The sequence below is a fragment of the Streptomyces platensis genome (assembly GCF_008704855.1).
GTDB lineage: Bacteria > Actinomycetota > Actinomycetes > Streptomycetales > Streptomycetaceae > Streptomyces > Streptomyces platensis.
Genome location: NZ_CP023691.1, coordinates 5,067,111 through 5,082,969, shown reverse-complemented (window position 1 = coordinate 5,082,969; position 15,859 = coordinate 5,067,111). Strand labels below are relative to the sequence as shown.

15 protein-coding genes are annotated in these 15,859 nt (G+C 70.7%); 9 read left to right on the top strand and 6 right to left on the bottom strand.

Going from position 1 to position 15,859, the window contains the following annotated elements; all coding sequences use genetic code 11:
* Positions 1-110: 110 nt before the first annotated feature.
* Positions 111-1,109 carry an inorganic phosphate transporter gene (locus tag CP981_RS22520; RefSeq protein ID WP_085927976.1) on the bottom strand — a complete coding sequence of 333 codons (999 nt, stop codon included), beginning with the start codon at positions 1,107-1,109 and terminating at the stop codon, positions 111-113.
* Between the two features lie 9 nt (positions 1,110-1,118).
* The gene (locus CP981_RS22515; protein ID WP_026170326.1) at positions 1,119-1,739 is read right to left on the bottom strand and encodes a DUF47 domain-containing protein; all 621 of its coding nucleotides are present in this window, start codon (positions 1,737-1,739) and stop codon (positions 1,119-1,121) included.
* Between the two features lie 194 nt (positions 1,740-1,933).
* Here CP981_RS22515 and CP981_RS22510 point away from each other — a divergent pair, with 194 nt between their 5' ends.
* Positions 1,934-2,350, top strand: a complete 417-nt coding sequence (locus CP981_RS22510) for a metal-sensitive transcriptional regulator (protein ID WP_085927977.1) — start codon at positions 1,934-1,936, stop codon at positions 2,348-2,350.
* A 9-nt stretch (positions 2,351-2,359) separates the two neighbouring features.
* Here CP981_RS22510 and CP981_RS22505 read toward each other — a convergent pair whose 3' ends face one another.
* Both CP981_RS22505 and CP981_RS22500 read right to left on the bottom strand, forming a co-directional pair.
* Complete coding sequence (locus CP981_RS22505; RefSeq protein WP_085927978.1) at positions 2,360-2,575, bottom strand: hypothetical protein; 216 nt, start codon at positions 2,573-2,575, stop codon at positions 2,360-2,362.
* Between the two features lie 145 nt (positions 2,576-2,720).
* Positions 2,721-3,584: an SCO4651 family lipoprotein gene (locus tag CP981_RS22500; protein WP_085927979.1), complete on the bottom strand. Its 864-nt coding sequence runs from the start codon at positions 3,582-3,584 to the stop codon at positions 2,721-2,723.
* A gap of 170 nt (positions 3,585-3,754) precedes the next feature.
* Here CP981_RS22500 and CP981_RS22495 point away from each other — a divergent pair, with 170 nt between their 5' ends.
* Both CP981_RS22495 and CP981_RS22490 read left to right on the top strand, forming a co-directional pair.
* Entirely contained in the window at positions 3,755-3,949 is a 195-nt protein-coding gene (locus CP981_RS22495; protein WP_085927980.1) for a hypothetical protein, read from the top strand.
* A gap of 248 nt (positions 3,950-4,197) precedes the next feature.
* On the top strand, positions 4,198-5,811 hold the full coding sequence (locus tag CP981_RS22490; protein ID WP_085927981.1) for an FAD-binding oxidoreductase: 1,614 nt from the start codon (positions 4,198-4,200) through the stop codon (positions 5,809-5,811).
* A 118-nt stretch (positions 5,812-5,929) separates the two neighbouring features.
* Here CP981_RS22490 and CP981_RS22485 read toward each other — a convergent pair whose 3' ends face one another.
* A complete protein-coding gene (locus tag CP981_RS22485) occupies positions 5,930-6,637 on the bottom strand; it encodes a phosphatase PAP2 family protein (RefSeq protein WP_085927982.1) in 708 nt (235 codons plus the stop codon).
* A gap of 205 nt (positions 6,638-6,842) precedes the next feature.
* A complete protein-coding gene (locus CP981_RS22480; RefSeq protein WP_085927983.1) occupies positions 6,843-7,847 on the bottom strand; it encodes a C40 family peptidase in 1,005 nt (334 codons plus the stop codon).
* A 478-nt stretch (positions 7,848-8,325) separates the two neighbouring features.
* On the opposite strand from CP981_RS22480, the gene CP981_RS22475 reads away from it, so the two are divergent.
* The 6 genes from CP981_RS22475 to CP981_RS22450 all read left to right on the top strand — a co-directional run bounded on the left by CP981_RS22475 (position 8,326) and on the right by CP981_RS22450 (position 15,857).
* Positions 8,326-8,634, top strand: a complete 309-nt coding sequence (locus CP981_RS22475; protein WP_031067282.1) for a hypothetical protein — start codon at positions 8,326-8,328, stop codon at positions 8,632-8,634.
* 469 nt (positions 8,635-9,103) lie between these two features.
* A complete protein-coding gene (locus tag CP981_RS22470; protein WP_085927984.1) occupies positions 9,104-9,958 on the top strand; it encodes a DUF8175 domain-containg protein in 855 nt (284 codons plus the stop codon).
* Positions 9,948-11,258, top strand: a complete 1,311-nt coding sequence (locus tag CP981_RS22465) for a hypothetical protein (RefSeq protein WP_085927985.1) — start codon at positions 9,948-9,950, stop codon at positions 11,256-11,258. The genes CP981_RS22470 and CP981_RS22465 overlap by 11 nt, the downstream gene beginning before the upstream one ends.
* Complete coding sequence (locus tag CP981_RS22460) at positions 11,255-12,817, top strand: SCO6880 family protein (RefSeq protein ID WP_085927986.1); 1,563 nt, start codon at positions 11,255-11,257, stop codon at positions 12,815-12,817. Before CP981_RS22465 ends, CP981_RS22460 begins: the two co-directional genes overlap by 4 nt.
* A gap of 29 nt (positions 12,818-12,846) precedes the next feature.
* Entirely contained in the window at positions 12,847-14,271 is a 1,425-nt protein-coding gene (locus CP981_RS22455) for an ATP-binding protein (RefSeq protein WP_085927992.1), read from the top strand.
* The gene (locus CP981_RS22450; protein ID WP_085927987.1) at positions 14,268-15,857 is read left to right on the top strand and encodes a type IV secretory system conjugative DNA transfer family protein; all 1,590 of its coding nucleotides are present in this window, start codon (positions 14,268-14,270) and stop codon (positions 15,855-15,857) included. The genes CP981_RS22455 and CP981_RS22450 overlap by 4 nt, the downstream gene beginning before the upstream one ends.
* Positions 15,858-15,859: the final 2 nt, after the last annotated feature.

Genomic DNA, 15,859 nt, shown 5'->3' with positions numbered 1-15,859 from the left:
GGTGCTGCATGGCGGTGCCACCGCAAGGCGAAGGGCCCGCCCCCACTTCCCGGGGGGCGGGCCCACTTGTTGTCCGGGTCAGCTGCCGGACCGGACGGCTTCCGTCCGGGTCAGCCGAACGCCAGCTCCACGATCCAGTACGCACCCGCCGCGACCAGCGCCGCGGCCGGCATGGTGATGAACCAGCCCATCACGATGTTCTTGGCGACGCCCCAGCGCACCGCGCGGGTGCCCTTGGTCGAGCCCACGCCCATGATCGCGGAGGTGATGACATGGGTGGTGGAGATCGGCGCGTGGAACATGAACGACGCGGTGTACATGACCGAGGCGGCCGTGGTCTCCGCGGCGAAGCCCTGCGGCGGGTCCAGCTCGATGATCCGGCGGCCCAGGGTGCGCATGATGCGCCAGCCGCCCGCGTACGTACCGAGCGAGAGCGTGATCGCACAGGCCAGCTTGACCCAGAGCGGGATGGCCGCGTTCTGGTCCTCGACATCGGCGATGACCAGGGCCATCACCACGACGCCCATGGTCTTCTGCGCGTCCTGGAGGCCGTGTCCGAGTGCCATACCCGCCGCGGACACGGTCTGGGCTATGCGGAAACCGCGCTTGGCCTTGTGCGGGTTGGACTTCCGGAACATCCAGAGGATCACGACCATCACGAGATAGCCGAGCACCAGACCGATGACGGGCGAGATGAACATCGGCAGGACGACCTTCTCGACCACCCCGGACCAGATCACGGTGGTGCCACCGGCGAGGGCCGCACCGACCATGCCGCCGAAGAGTGCGTGCGAGGACGACGACGGCAGGCCGAAGTACCAGGTGACGAGGTTCCAGACCACCGCGCCGAGCAGCGCGGCGAAGAGGATGCCCATCCCCTTGCTGCCGTGCGGAGTGGAGATCAGCCCCTCACTGACGGTCTTGGCGACCCCGCTGCCCAGGAAGGCACCGGCGAGGTTCATCACGGCGGCCATCGCCAGCGCCGCCCGCGGAGTCAGCGCCCGCGTCGAGACCGAGGTCGCGATGGCGTTCGCCGAGTCGTGGAAGCCGTTGGTATAGGTGAAACCGAGCGCGACCGCAATGGTCACGACGAGCGCGAAGGTGTCCATGGGCGGCGCTCAGGACTCCTTGACCGCGATGGTCTCGACGGTGTTGGCGACGTGCTCGAAGGCGTCCGCCGCCTCTTCCAGGATGTCCACGATCTGCTTGAGCTTGAGGACCTCGATGGCGTCGTACTTGCCGTTGAAGAGGTGCGCCAGCAGCTTGCGGTGGATCTGGTCGGCCTGGTTCTCCAGGCGGTTGACCTCGATCCAGTACTCGGTGAGGTTGGTCATCGTCCGCAGATGCGGCATGGCCTCGGCGGTCAGCTCGGCCGCCCGCGCCAGTACCTCGATCTGCTGGTCGACGCCCTTGGGCAGCTCCTCGACCTTGTAGAGGACGACCAGGTCGACCGCCTCTTCCATGAAGTCCATGATGTCGTCGAGCGACGAGGCGAGGTTGTAGATGTCCTCGCGGTCGAACGGCGTGATGAAGGAGGAGTTCAGCTGGTGGAAGATCGCGTGGGTCGCGTCATCACCCGCGTGCTCCGCCGCCCGCATTCGCTCAGCGATCTCTGCCCGAGCGGAGGCGTCCGCCCCGAGCAGTTCCATCAGGAGCTTCGAGCCTGTGACGATGTTGTCCGCGGAGGCGGCGAACATGTCGTAGAAGCTCGTCTCCCTGGGGGTCAGACGAAAGCGCACGTGAAATCCTCGGGGTACATCGGATTCGGTCGAGTTGATGCTAGGCGCATCATCCAGCCACTGCTAACCGGCATTCCTTCAGTGTCGCCCATCGTGCAGCATGCTCTGCACGGGGTACCACAGGTGCCCGCAAAGTTCGGTACCATATACCCACCAGGGGTATATAGATCGCCTAGATACCACGGGAGACGGCCATGCCGACCACGGACGCCGACACCAACGGCAGCGCCGCAGCCGCCGCGGCCCCCCACCCCCCGAAGCCGGACGCCGACCCCCGAAGCGACGTTCAAACCGTGACCCATCACGCAGAGACTTCTCCGGCGGCCGGCGTGCACGGCTACGCACAGCAGAAGGACGCACACATCAAGCGACTGCGGCGGATCGAGGGCCAGATCCGTGGACTCCAGCGGATGCTCGAAGAAGATGTCTACTGCATCGACATACTCACCCAGGTCTCGGCGAGCACCAAGGGTCTTCAGTCCTTCGGCCTCCAGCTCCTGGAGGAGCATCTGCGGCACTGCGTCGCCGACGCGGCCGTCAAGGGCCCGGAGGCCATCGACGCCAAGGTCCAGGAGGCCACCAAGGCCATCGAGCGGATGCTGCGCACCTGAACCGGCGCGCTAACCGGGACAGCGGCCGGCGGCTCCGGTCCCGGGCGGCACCCGGTCCGCGGGGTCACCTCCGTCGCCGTCGACCTCCAGCACCTCGTCGATACGGTCCGGGCTGAGCCGATCCTCACTGGCGGCCGCGGCCGCGATCATCAGCTCACCGGTCAGGTCGATCTCGACGAGGGCTACGTGGTCCTGGACCGTCGTAGGGCGGTGTGCCACGTACAACACCTCCTCCTTCGAGCGCCTTCCCACACCTGGGGTGGTTACCGCAAGCCTAGGGACGGGCGCACGCTCCGCGCATGGCACGGATGGACCATTTCCGCCATCCGGCAGGCGCCCCCGTCACATGCCCGGCCCACGGCGCCCGCCCTCATGGCGTGGGTGAAGCGATCTTTCCCGCGTAGATGTCCCGCTCGTCCGGCAGTTGCACCGCGACCTTCGTCCCGAAACCGGACAGCTCCGTCGTGGACGTCACCGAGGCCCCCTTCGGCGCGCCGTTGGCGAAACGGAACCACTGCCGCACCTTGCGCAGCCGCCCCGCCTCGTCCAGATATGCGTCGAACGGCACCTCGCCGGTGGTGAATCCGTCCCCCGCGGCGGCCAGCGCGGGTGCGGTGCGCGGTGACGCCGCCGCGGCGGCCGCCCCGATGTCCGTCGTACCGCGGTAGTGCCGCACCCGGACCCCGTCCAGCCACTCCTCGCCCTGATACGTCACCTCCCGTGCGCCGCGCAGCAGTTCGGCGGCGGCCAGCGGATCGGTCGCGCCGCCGGTGACCAGATTCCCGTCGGCCAGTGAGGCGGTGGCCACCCGCACCCACTTGTCGGCGGGCACCCCGGCCCCGCGGTTCTTCATGAACAGCGCACCGGGCGCGAGGATCTCCGTGATCGGCTGATGGCCGCCGCTGGGCCGGCCCGCCGGATCGGGGAGCACGACCCGCAGCCGGCCGGTGCTGGTGGCGAAGTCGTAGCCGCCGGTGCCGCGGATCGCGACGCGGGTGCCGCCGCTCGCGGTCTCCATGGACGTACGGACCGCGGCGGAGCCGGCCCGCACCAGGGCGTCGGCGCTGTCCCGGACCTCCGCGGCGGCGGGGGCGGCCCGGCCGGCCGGCTCCTGGTCGTCGGCCGCGGCGCCGTCCGGGGAACAGCCCGATGTCAGCAGCCCGACCGCCAGACCCGTCCCGCACGCCATGGCCACGGCGACCGTGCCGCCGCCTCGCCTGTCCTGCACCACCATCGCGTACGAGCCCCCTCGGCCGCTGTCTTCGGGAACGGCCTGGGCCGGCCGGTCCGCTCGGGAGGGTCGGACGTCCCGCCGCCGCACCTGACGTTTCGCCGACCGTTCCGTTCAACGACTGCCGAGGGGGCTCGTCACGCAAGGACACCCTGGGCGCGTAGCGTGGCCGGGTGCCCGACCGAGCTCCTCACGCGACCTCCACCACCGAACGCGGCGCCTTCTGCACGGCCCGCTGTGACTGCGGCTGGCGGGGGCCGGCCCGGCGGGCCCGCTCGCAGGCCCGTACGGACGCGGAGCGCCATCTGGCCGAGGCCGAGGCCGGATCCGGCAGCGACGGCAGCGGATCCGGGCGCCCGCTGGAATGAGGAAGTCCGTTCCGGGAACCCCGCACGCCCCTGCCGCATCTGCCTAGTCAGGGAAGCAACGGCACCGCGCCACCAAGGGACTTCAGGGACAGCACCGGACAGCGCGGGCATCACCGGACACAGCGGAACGCGGGGCAGCGCGTCGCCGCCACCGTCCGGTGCGGATTCCCCGGCAGCGCCCCGTGACCTCTGACCGGGCCACCGGCACGCGGGGCGGGACGGTACGACATCGAGGGGGATTCATCCCAGTGAAGCGGCGCACACTCCTGCAGACCGGCGGCGGACTGGCGGCGACCGCGGTCGCCCTGGCCACCGGCTGCGACAACAAGACCGGCCAGGCGGGCGCGGCGGCCGGCAGCACGGAGGCCGCGGCCGGCACGGGCGCGACCCGGACCAATGCGGCGGCCGCCGCCGGAGGCGCCACCAAGGGCCGGGCCTCCCAGTCGTCCTGGACCGCGCTGCGCAAGAGCCTGGACGGCAAGCTGGTGCAGGCCTCCGACTCCGCCTACGCGACCGCCCGGCGCCTCTACAACACCCGCTACGACACGCTGAAGCCGTCGGCCATCGCCTACGTCAAGCATCCGGCGGACATCGCCGAATGCCTCTCCTTCGCCCGGCGCTACGACACCCCGGTCGCCATCCGCAGCGGCGGCCACTCCTACGCGGGCTGGTCCAGCGGCAACAACAAGCTCATCATCGACGTCTCCGCCCTCTCGAAGGTCGGCGCACCGTCCGGCGGCATCACCCGCATCGGGGCCGGCGCCAAGCTCATCGACGTCTACGAGGGCCTCGGGGCGCACCGCGTGACGATACCCGGGGGCTCCTGCCCCACCGTCGGCATATCCGGCCTCACCCTCGGCGGCGGCCATGGCGTGGTCTCCCGCGCGTACGGCCTGACCTGCGACAGCCTCGTCGGCGCCACGCTGGTCACGGCGGACGGCAAGACCGTCGACTGCGACAAGAAGCAGCACGCCGACCTCTTCTGGGCGCTGCGCGGCGCCGGCAACGGCAACTTCGGCGTGGTCACCGAGCTCCGCTTCCGTACGCATCCGGCGCCGCGCGCGGTGATGGCCTATCTGACCTGGCCGTGGTCGAAGGCGGCGAAGGTGGTGGCCTCCTGGCAGAAGTGGGGGCCGGTGCAGGCCGACGAGATCTGGTCCGCCTGCCATCTCGACGCACACCCCGGCGGCACCCCGTCCGTCTCCGTCGCGGCCTTCTCGCTGGGCAGCTACGGCGATCTGAAGAACGCCCTCGACAAGCTCGCCGACCAGCCGGGCGGCCCCGGCCCCGCCAAGAGCGTGCATCTCACGCCGACCGGCTACCTGGACGCGATGGAGTCCTACGCGGGCTGCTCCTCCAAGTCCACCGCGCAGTGCCATGCGCCGGGTTCGCTGCCCGGCCAGACCGGCGCCGGCCAGCTGGGCCGCGAGACCTACGCCGCCCGCTCGCACTTCTTCGACCGCTCGCTGTCCGCGGCCGGTATCCGCACGCTGATGGACCAGATCGAGGCGGGCGGCCGCAAGGGCGTCGCCGGGAATGTGGCGCTGACGGCGCTGGGCGGCGCGATCAACCGCGTCAAGAGCTCCGACACCGCCTTCGTCCACCGCGGCTCACGGTTCCTCGCCCAGTACCTGACGTCCTGGCCGGCGAACGGCTCGCCCGGCTCCCGCACAGCCTGGCTGAATTCCTTCCATGACGCGATGCGCCGTCACTCCTCGGGCGCCGCCTACCAGAACTACACCGACCCCGGCCTCAGCAACTGGAAGTCGGCCTACTACGGCGGCGCCGCCACCCGGCTCGCCGAGGTCAAGCGGACCTACGACCCGCAGCGGCTGTTCAGCACCTTCCCGCAGGCGCTCTGAGAGCCCCCGGACACACGGACGGCCCGGCCCCCGCGAGGGGCCGGGCCGTCCGCATCCGCCAGGCCTTGTAAGCCGTGGGCGTGGCCCGCCGGTTCACCGGAACCGCCGGGCCGTGCCCTCAGGCCGCCAGGTCCTTGTCCCGCTCCTTGTGTCCACCGCGCATCGCCGAGCCCGTGGCCACCACCCGGCTGCCCTCGCCGTCCTGCCCCGCGCCCGGCGCGCACACCAGCCACGCCAGCTTCGACCGGGCGATCGCCGTCGTCACCGGCACCAGCAGGGCCTGTGCCAACGGCGCCAGCAGCAGCGCGACGGCGGTGCCCAGGGCGAAGCCGCCGATCACGTCGGTCGGGTAGTGCACGCCCATGTAGACGCGGCAGAAGCCCTCGGCGAGCGCCAGCAGAATCCCGACCAGGCCGAACTTCCGGTGGGCGATGAAGAGCCCGACACCGACCGCCATGGTGAGCGTCGCGTGGTCGCTCACGAACGAGAAGTCGCTCTTGCCGGGGATCAGTACTTCCAGTCCGGCGTGTTCCTTGAACGGCCGCGGCCGTTCGACGAACGACCGGATCGGGATATTGGCCAGCAGGGCGATGCCCGCGGCCAGCGGCGCCCAGACCAGGCCCGCGACGGCGGCCGGCGCGCCCGGATTGCGGCGCGCGGACCACCAGGCGATCAGACACAGCACGGCGAGGCCGGCGATGATGCCGTACTCACCGATGTACTCCATGGCCTTGTTGACCCAGTGGGGGGCGTCCTTCGCGAGGCCGTTGATGCCGTCGAGCACGTCGACGTCGGGGTTCGGCCCCTCGAGTGCGAGTCCAGCCATCTGCAGCGGCCCCTTATCTTTCGCGCGCGCGAGCGCCTTCGTGTGCTGCCTGCCCCCGTGGTCGTCGAGCGTGTGCCGTGTCAAGCGCTGCTACGTCCCCACGCCAAGGAAACGCGATGACCGCCCCTGGCGTTCCACTCTCCACCGGATGATCACCAGGACGTTATCGAAGCTTGACTCATCACCGCAGTTCAGGGCCCTATGTTCACGCAGCGTTCGTACCGGGCAGCGCTTTTGCGCCATCCGATGTGACGCGGGTGGCACCGATGTAATCCGGCGTATCGATCTTGTCGAACCGGATCCTGGCCCCGGTGTACGGCGCGTTGATCATGTACCCGCCTCCCACATAGATGCCCACGTGGTGGATGGACCGCGGGTCCTTCAGGTCGTACGCGAAGAACACCAGATCACCCGGGAGCAGCTCATTCCGCTTCGGGTGTGCCCCGGCGTTCCACTGGTCGTTCGCCACCCGGGGCAGCTCGATGCCCACGGAGTGGTACGCGGCCTGGGTCAGCCCGGAACAGTCGAACCGTCCGCCCTGCGCCGCGGTGCCCGTGCCACCCCACAGATAGCGCGTACCGAGCTTCTGCTGGGCGAAGTAGATGGCGGCGGCCGCCTGGCGCGACGGTTCCACCCGCCCCGCCGGCGCCTCGAAGCTCTTCGCCAGCGTCGTGATCGTCTTCACATAGTTCCGGGTCTCGCTGTACGGCGGCACCCCGTTGTACTGAATGACGCGGTAAGCCCCGGCGTTATACGCGGCGAGCATGTTGTGCGTGGCATTGCCCGGCGCGCGCTTCACATAGCTCGCCAGCTCGCAGTCGTACGAGGCCGCCGACGGAATCGCGTCCTCCGGGTCCCATACGTCCTTCTTGCCGTCGCCGTTCCCGTCGACGCCATGGGTCTGCCAGGTCCCCGGAATGAACTGCGCCATGCCCTGGGCGGCCGCCGGGCTCTGTGCCCTGGGGTTCCACCCGCTCTCCTGATAGAGCTGCGCCGCCAGCAGCGCCGGACTTATCGCCGGGCAGAGCGTCCCCCACTTCTGCACCAGCTGCTGATACTCGGCGGGCACCGACCCCTTCGCCAGCCCGAGCGCCCGCCCGCCGACGCCGGCCAGTCCGGCCGCCGCCATGTACGTACCGATCACAAGCAGCCCGAGCAGGCAGAGCATCAGCCCCGCCCCGAGCCCTCCGGCCACCCAGAATTTCCGCACCCTCCAACCCTCCCCCATTCAGCCCCGGTTCACTGCCTTTTTCCGGCCGCTCCCGCGCGCCCCGCCGCCCCGGGTGCCGCACGACGGCGCATGACGCGGCGCACGGGGCGCTCCGGCCGGGGTGCGAGGGCACGTACGGCGACGCCCCTGCATGCCGCCGGACGGGCGACACCGCGTCAGAACCACGGCAGGACCGTAGCCATGGACCCGAACGGGCTACAAACGGCCCGGCGCGCCGGACCGGCCACCGGTGCTCCCGATGATCATTGCCCAGGGTTATCCCCCGTGATACACACGGTGAGACCAGTCGGTTCAATGGAGGGCGTGCGCCCACAGGCACACGCCACCCGCACGGGATCCTTCAAAGAAAGCCGCCAAGTCGACAGCTGACGGCCCATTTGTCAGCGAAGATAGAGACTGACCCGTGCCGCGCCGGCACGGGGACACAACTACCCATCAAGGGGCGGTGAGTTCACACATGTTCATTGCGGCCGAAAAAGGCGACATCACCACCATCATCGGCGGAATCGCCCCGGACTGGGGACCGTTCGGGAGCCTGGGCAACGAGGCCCGCGTGATGGTCGAAGTGGTCATGGCGGTGGCGATCCTGCTGTGCCTCGGCATCGCGATCTGGGGCGCCGCCAAACAGCGCATCGGCGCCACCGCGCTGCGCGACACCTTCAGCGCCGAACAGGGCAAGGGCCTGATCGTGGCCGGCCTGACCGGAGTCTTCATCATCGGCTCCCTCGGAACGCTGTTCACCATCGTCTACGGCATGGCGGTCTAGGCCACACCCCGGCCCACCGCCGCCCATATGGCGCGCCCCCGGCACCCGTCCGTCCCTGCGTCGCCCCCGTGCGCCCCCGCCCACCCTCTCTCCGCCGCCCCGTGCCCCCGCTCGCTCCCACCGGCCCCACCTCCCCTGCCGAGGCCACATGCTGACGCCTGCTCACGCCGGCCCGACGGCATCGCAGCACGCCTTCATCACCCCCGCCACCAGCGGACCGATTGGGCCGAGCGCTGCGCGGGGACAGGTGGATCCGGGGGCAAGAAGGCGACCGGCGACCGCGGAGCAGACGATGCGCACAAATAACCCAGAGTCCCCCATTCGCCTCTGCCGTACCGCATCTGAGGACCCGTCACGGTGAGATGTACTCGTACCGCCGCACCCGAGTCGCCGTCCGCGCGGCTACGGTCATATGAGGGCGGCACAACACAGCACGCACGGCGACGGCGGCAGAGGGGGCACAGGCGCGATGAGTCTCAGTGACGACGGCGGCTACGGCGGTGACAGCCACCGCGGTCCAGAGACGGGCCAGACCCGGACCAGACTTCCCGACAACGACGGCGACATCTACGGCCCGGGACGGCGCTCCCGGACCGGCCTGTCCAGCCGCAACCTCGTCACGATCGTCGGCGTGATCGTCCTGCTGCTCGCGGCCATCGCCTTCGCCAACCGCGGCGGCAGCGGCAACAGCGAAACCACCGCCAACGACTCCCCCAAGGACCCCGGCCACACCCAGCCCACCGCCCCCACCGGCACCAAGGCCGTCGACGGCAAGACCGGCGGCATCGCGTCGGGGTTCGCCAAGACGGAGCAGGGGGCGCAGTCGGCGGCGGCGAACTACGTGGTCGCGCTCTCCAGCAGCGCCATGTACAAGTCCGACGAGCGCGACACGATCGTCGACGCCGTCTACACGTCCTCCGCGGCCGCGGCCCGCAAGGAAAGCCTCCGCAAGGTCTACACGGACCCCAAGTTCCTCGGCCGGGTCGGCCTCAAGCCGGACGGCAGCACGCCCGGCGGAATGACCTTCGTGTCCCGGGCGAATCCGGTCGGCACGAAGACCGAGAAGTTCGAGGGCACCACCGCCACGGTCGCGGTCTGGTACTCCACCCTGTTCGGCCTCGCCGGCACGGGCTCCCAGAACCCGGTCGCGGAGAGCTGGTACACGTCCACGATGCAGTTGCAGTGGGTCAGCGGCGATTGGAAGGTCGCCGGCTTCACACAGAAGGCCGGGCCGGCCCCGATCGGCGGCGACCAGGCCGCCGCGACGGCCAAGGACATGTCCAAGGCCGTCCAAGGGTTCGGAGGGTTCACTTATGCGAGGTAACAACCGACGCCGCGCCCTCACCGTCACCTCAGCGCTGACCGGTCTCCAGGCCACGCTGGTGGTCCTCTCGGCCCGCGCGTTCGCGGCACCCTCGCCCAAGCCGACCGAGGGCGCCTGCGACCTGCTGTCGGACAAGGCCAAGGAACTCTGCGAGAACCGGGGCGGTGGCAGCGGTAGCACCCCCGATCCGGGAGGCGGCGGCCTCACCGACAACAACCCCCTGGACCCCCTCGAATCCCTGGCCAAAGGCTGCGCCAAAGCCGCCGCCTGGATCGTCACGAAGCTGTCGGAGGCGGTGAAGGCCACCTCCCAGGTGGACTTCACCAACGCCGCGTTCCTGCGGCAGTACGCCGTCGTCTTCGCCGCCTCCACCGTGCTCACCCTCGTCCTGTGGCTGCTGGCCGTCGCCAAGCGCGCGGTGCGCGGGGTGCGGCTGACGGAGGCGATCAGTGAAGCGGTCGGGTTCCTCTGGCTGACCGTGCTGGCCTCCGCCTTCACCCCGCTGATCCTCTACACCATCGTTTCGGCGACCGACGGGGTCACCGAGATCATCGCGAAGGGGACGGGGGCGCAGACCGACACCTTCTTCGGGGCGTTCTCCCAGGCGCTCACGAAGGGCACGGACATCGGCGGCGGCCCGATCATGCTGATCGTGGTGTCGCTGGTCTCGGTGCTCGCCGCCGGTGTGCTGTGGCTGGAGCTGGTGATCCGGGCCGCGCTGCTGTACGTCGGGGCGCTGCTCGGCACGGTCGTCTACGCCGGGCTGGTCGACAAGAACATGTGGGGGCATGTGCGCCGCTGGGCGGGCATCATGATCGCGGTGATCCTGGTGAAGCCGGTCATCGTGATCGTGCTCGGCGTCGCCGGTGCGCTGTCCCACGACAAGGGCCCCAACGCCTTCTCCGCGGTCGTCTCCGGCCTCTCGATCATCGTCCTCGCCATCTTCGCCAGCGCGGTGATCTACCGCTTCGTCCCCGGCTTCGGCGACGAGATGGTCTCGGCCCGTACGAACAAGGGCCGGGCCACCGACGGCAGCCAGGCCGCCGCGATGATCTCCTCGCCCGCCGCACTGGTCTCCCAGGGCATCAAGACCCACAGCTCCCGCAGCTCCGGCGGGGACGGCGGGCAGGGCGGCCAGTCCCGGCCGGCCGACGCGGTGGCCGGCGGCGTCGCCGCCCACAGCTCCCGCGGCGGCGGCCGCGCCCCGGCCCCCGCCACCCCCGCTCCCCGTACGAACCCGAACCCCGGCCCGGGCAGCAGTTCCCGCTCCGGCAAGACCGCAGGAGGTGAGGGGCGTTGAGTACGCAGTCCCACCCGATCGCCCCGCGCCGCACCTATCTGATCGGCCGCGCCCGGCCCAACGCCATCGTCGGCAAGAACCGCGAGACCGGCGAGATCGCGCTGATCATCGCGGGCGCGTTCCTCGGCATGATGTGCGGGCTGCTGGTGCCCATGCTGCCGCTGCGAATCGTGTCCCTGACCGGCTTCCCGATGCTGGGACTCGCGGTCGTCTACGTGCCGTACAAGGGCCGGACGTTCTACAAGTGGTTCGAGATCCGGCGCAGCTTCCGCCGTACGGTCCGCCGCGGTGCCACCTACCGCTCCGGCGCCGCCGAGGCCGGCGTCCGGCTGGACGGCCGGGAGGTCGAGATCGGCCCGCCGCCCGGCATCGGCCGGATCAACTGGCTGTCCGCGCCGTTCGGCCCGGACGAGATCGCGGTGCTGCTGCACGCCGACCGCAAGACGGTGACGGCGGCCATCGAGATCGAGGGCCCGGGCGTCGGCCTGCGGGACAGCGAGGACCAGGAGGCGCTGGTCGACCGTTTCGGGACGCTGCTCAAGCATGTGGCCAACGGGGACGGCTTTGTGACCCGGCTCCAGATGCTGGCGCGGACCCTGCCCGCCGACCCGGACGCACACGCCAAGGACGTCGCCCAGCGCGGCGACAAGAGCTCCCCCGACTGGCTCCAGGAGTCCTACGACCAGCTCCAGTCGATGGTCTCCACCTCCTCCGAGCAGCACCGCGCCTACCTCGTCGCCTGTATGCACTACACCCGCGAGCTGGCCACCGAGGCACAGACCATGGCCCGCGCCGCGCGGATGCACCAGGGCGGGCTGCTGCGCAAGAAGCTGGACCGGGACGCCGGTCTCGCCGTGGTCATGGCCCGTGAGCTCACCGATATCTGCGCCCGGCTCGCCGAGGCCGACATCCGGGTCCGCCAGCCGCTCGGCCAGGCCCGGCTCGCCTCCCTCGTGCACTCCATGTACGACCCGGACCACCCCATCGACCACATCCAGGCGATGAGCAAGCGCAACGCCTGGCCGGCCGAGCTGGACGCGATGGAGCCGACGTATCTCCAGGCCAAGACCCGTGAGTCGACGACCCGCGCGCCGTGGTGCCATGCCACCGCCTGGGTCAAGGAGTGGCCGCTGACCCCGGTGGGCGTCAACTTCCTCGCGCCCCTCCTGGTGCACACCCCGGATGTGATCCGTACGGTCGCGGTCTGCATGGACCTCGAACCCACCGAGATCGCCATCGAGCGGATGCTGACCGAGAAGACGAACGACGATGCCGAGGCCAGCCGCGCGGCGAAGATGAACCGGGTGGTGGACCCGCGGGACGTCGCCCACCACGGCCGGGTGGACCAGCGGGGCGAGGATCTGGCGTCCGGCGCCGCCGGCGTCAACCTCGTCGGCTACCTCACGGTCTCCTCCCGCTCCCCCGAGGCGCTGGCCCGCGACAAGCGCACCATCCGCGCCTCGGCCGGCAAGTCCTACCTGAAGCTGGAGTGGTGCGACCGCGAGCACCACCGGGCGTTCGTCAACACCCTGCCGTTCGCGACCGGGATCCGCCGCTAAAGCCGCTGGGAGGCGCGTACGTCATGGCCATGCTCGATCCGATCGGAGCGCTCACCGAGGCGTTCACCAGCTTCCTGTTCGGGAAGGTGGAGACCACCCGGCTGCCCGTACGCACCTCCACCGGCCAGGCCCAGGCGGTCTATCTGCCCACCGCGGCCCCCGGTCTCGGCGACTCCGGCGTGATCATCGGCCGTGAGGTCTACAGCGGAAAGGGCTACATCTACGACCCCTTCCAGCTCTACGGACAGCAGCTGCCGGCCCCGCACTGGCTGGTCCTCGGCGAGTCCGGCAACGGCAAGTCCGCACTGGAGAAGACCTACGTCCTGCGGCAGTTGCGGTTCCGGGACCGCCAGGTCGTGGTGCTGGACGCGCAGGGCGAGGACGGCGTCGGCGAGTGGAACCTCATCGCCCAGGAGCTGGGGATAACTCCCATCCGTCTGGACCCGACCGCCGCCCTCAACGGCGGAATCCGCCTCAACCCCCTCGACCCGTCGATCACCGCCACCGGCCAGCTGGCCCTGCTGCGCACCATCATCGAGGTCGCGATGGGCCGCGGCCTGGACGAACGCTCCGGCTTCGCCCTCAAGGTCGCGCACGCCTACGTGACCGACACCATCACCCACCGGCAGCCCGTCCTGACCGACATCGTCGAGCAGCTGCGGCACCCGGAAGCGGAGTCGGCGGAGGCGATGAATGTCGACATAGACGACGTCCGGGCCTGGGGTCTGGACGTGGCGCTGGTCCTCGACCGCCTTGTCGACGGTGACCTGCGCGGCATGTTCGACGGACCGACCACGGCCGGCATCGACCTCGACGCACCGCTGATCGTCTTCGACCTGTCGCACATCGACCGCAACTCCATCGCGATGCCGATCCTGATGGCGATCGTCGGCGTCTGGCTGGAGCACACCTGGATCCGCCCCGACCGCAAGAAGCGCATCTTCCTGGTGGAAGAGGCCTGGCACATCATCAACTCCCCGTTCGTGGCACAGCTCTTCCAGCGGCTGCTGAAGTTCGGCCGCCGGCTCGGCCTGTCGTTCGTGGCCGTCGTCCACCACCTCAGCGACGTGGTCGACGGCGCCGCCGCCCGGGAGGCCGCGGCGATCCTCAAGATGGCCTCGACCCGCACCATCTACGCCCAGAAGGCCGACGAGGCCCGCGCCACCGGCCGGGTACTCGGCCTGCCACGGTGGGCCGTCGAGATCATCCCGACCCTCACCCCCGGCATCGCGGTCTGGGACGTCAACGGCAATGTCCAGGTCGTCAAACACCTCATCACCGAGGCCGAACGCCCGCTGGTCTTCACCGACCGGGCGATGACCGAGGCGTCCGCGATGCCGACGGACGAGGCACGCGCCATCCAGGAGGCGGCGGACGCCGAGGCCGAGGCACGCGCCGAGGCCATGGCGATGGAGCGGCAGTGGAGAGACGAGTCGAGCGAGACGGTGGCGTGACCCGCGGATACGACGACGAACGAGGCACCGCCCGGCCCCGGGGGCGCGGCATCCCCGACTCCCTGCTGGTCGGGCTGCTCGCCTTCCTGCTGGGCCTGACCGTCCTGGTATGGACGGCGACCGGGCTGGCCGGCCTGTTCGCACACGGCTCCTGGCCCGCGGGCGTCACCTACTCCGGTACGCCGATGGCGCTGCGTCATCTGGTCTCCGCGCCGCACGACATGGCCGCCGCCTGGCCCGGGACCCCCAAGAGCCAGCTCTCCGGCTACGGCCTCTTCTGGGGCATCCTCATCGGCGAGCTGATGGTGCTGCTGGTCCTGGTGATCTTCACGCTGGGAACGGTCGCCCGCTACCGCGCCGTACGGAAGGCCCGCCGCACGAAGGCCCGGGAGGCGCGGGAAGCCTGTCTGACGGACCAGGAGGCACGGGAGGCGGAACGGGCTCCACGGGAGGCCAGGGAGGCCCGAGCGGCCCGGGCAGCCGTACGGGAGACCGTCCCCGCCGCCCAGGAGCCCGCGGCCCCCAGCGAGGACGCCCCGGCCACACCAGCCGTCCTCGCCCCGCCACCCCTCGACCCCGTCGCCGCCGGCCCCGTCCCGGAACAGCGCACCGCGCCCCCGCTCACCCCTGCCGCCGGCGCCCCCACCGAACCCACCCTCCCCCGCGTCGAGTTCACCACCGACCGGGCCGCCGCCCGCGCGGCCTCCGTCGCCGCCGTGGCCGCCGCCCCGGGCCCGCTGATCGTCGCCACGACGGACCCCGCCGTCTGGGCCGAGACCAAGGACGCCCGCGCCAAGCTCGGCCCGCTGCTGACCTACGACCCGACGCACCACCTCGACACCCCGGCCCGGCTGCGCTGGTCCCCCACCTCCGGCTGTACGGACCTCGCCACCGCAACCGCCCGCGCCGCCGCCCTGCTGGCCCCCGTACGCCCGGCCGCCGCCGTGGACTCGGCAGTCGCGGACGCCGCCCAGACCCTGCTGCGCTGCTGGCTGCACGCCGCCGCGGTGGACGGCCGCCCGTTCCGCCAGCTGCACCGCTGGGCCCACGCCACCGGCGCCGCCCAGGAACCCGTCCGCATCCTGCGCACCAGCCCCAAGGCCTCGGCCGGCCAGGCCGGCGAACTGGAATCGGTGCTCACCGCACACCCCGAACGCCGGGAAGCCGCCCAGGCGTTGATCGGCCGGACCCTGACCGCCCTCTCCTCGATCCACATCCGGGACGCCTGCACCCCGCTTCGAGCAGATTCGGTTCTGCTCGAATCATTTCTCGACGAAGGGGGAACGCTTTACGTGGTAGGCGAGCCCATCGAGGATCCGCGTACCGACCCGGGTGCGATGCCACTGCTCACCGCACTCCTCTCGAGCGTGGTCGAGCACGGCCGCCGCATGGCCGAACGGTCATCTGACGGTCGGCTCGACCCACCACTCACCCTCGTCCTGGACGACATCGCGGCCCTCGCCCCGCTGCCCGCCCTCCCCGGCCTCCTCGAAACGGGCCGCACACGCGGCCTGCTGACCCTGGCCACCATGCGCTCCCAGGAACAGGCCCGCGCCCGCTGGCCCCACCACTCCCTACGGATCTGACG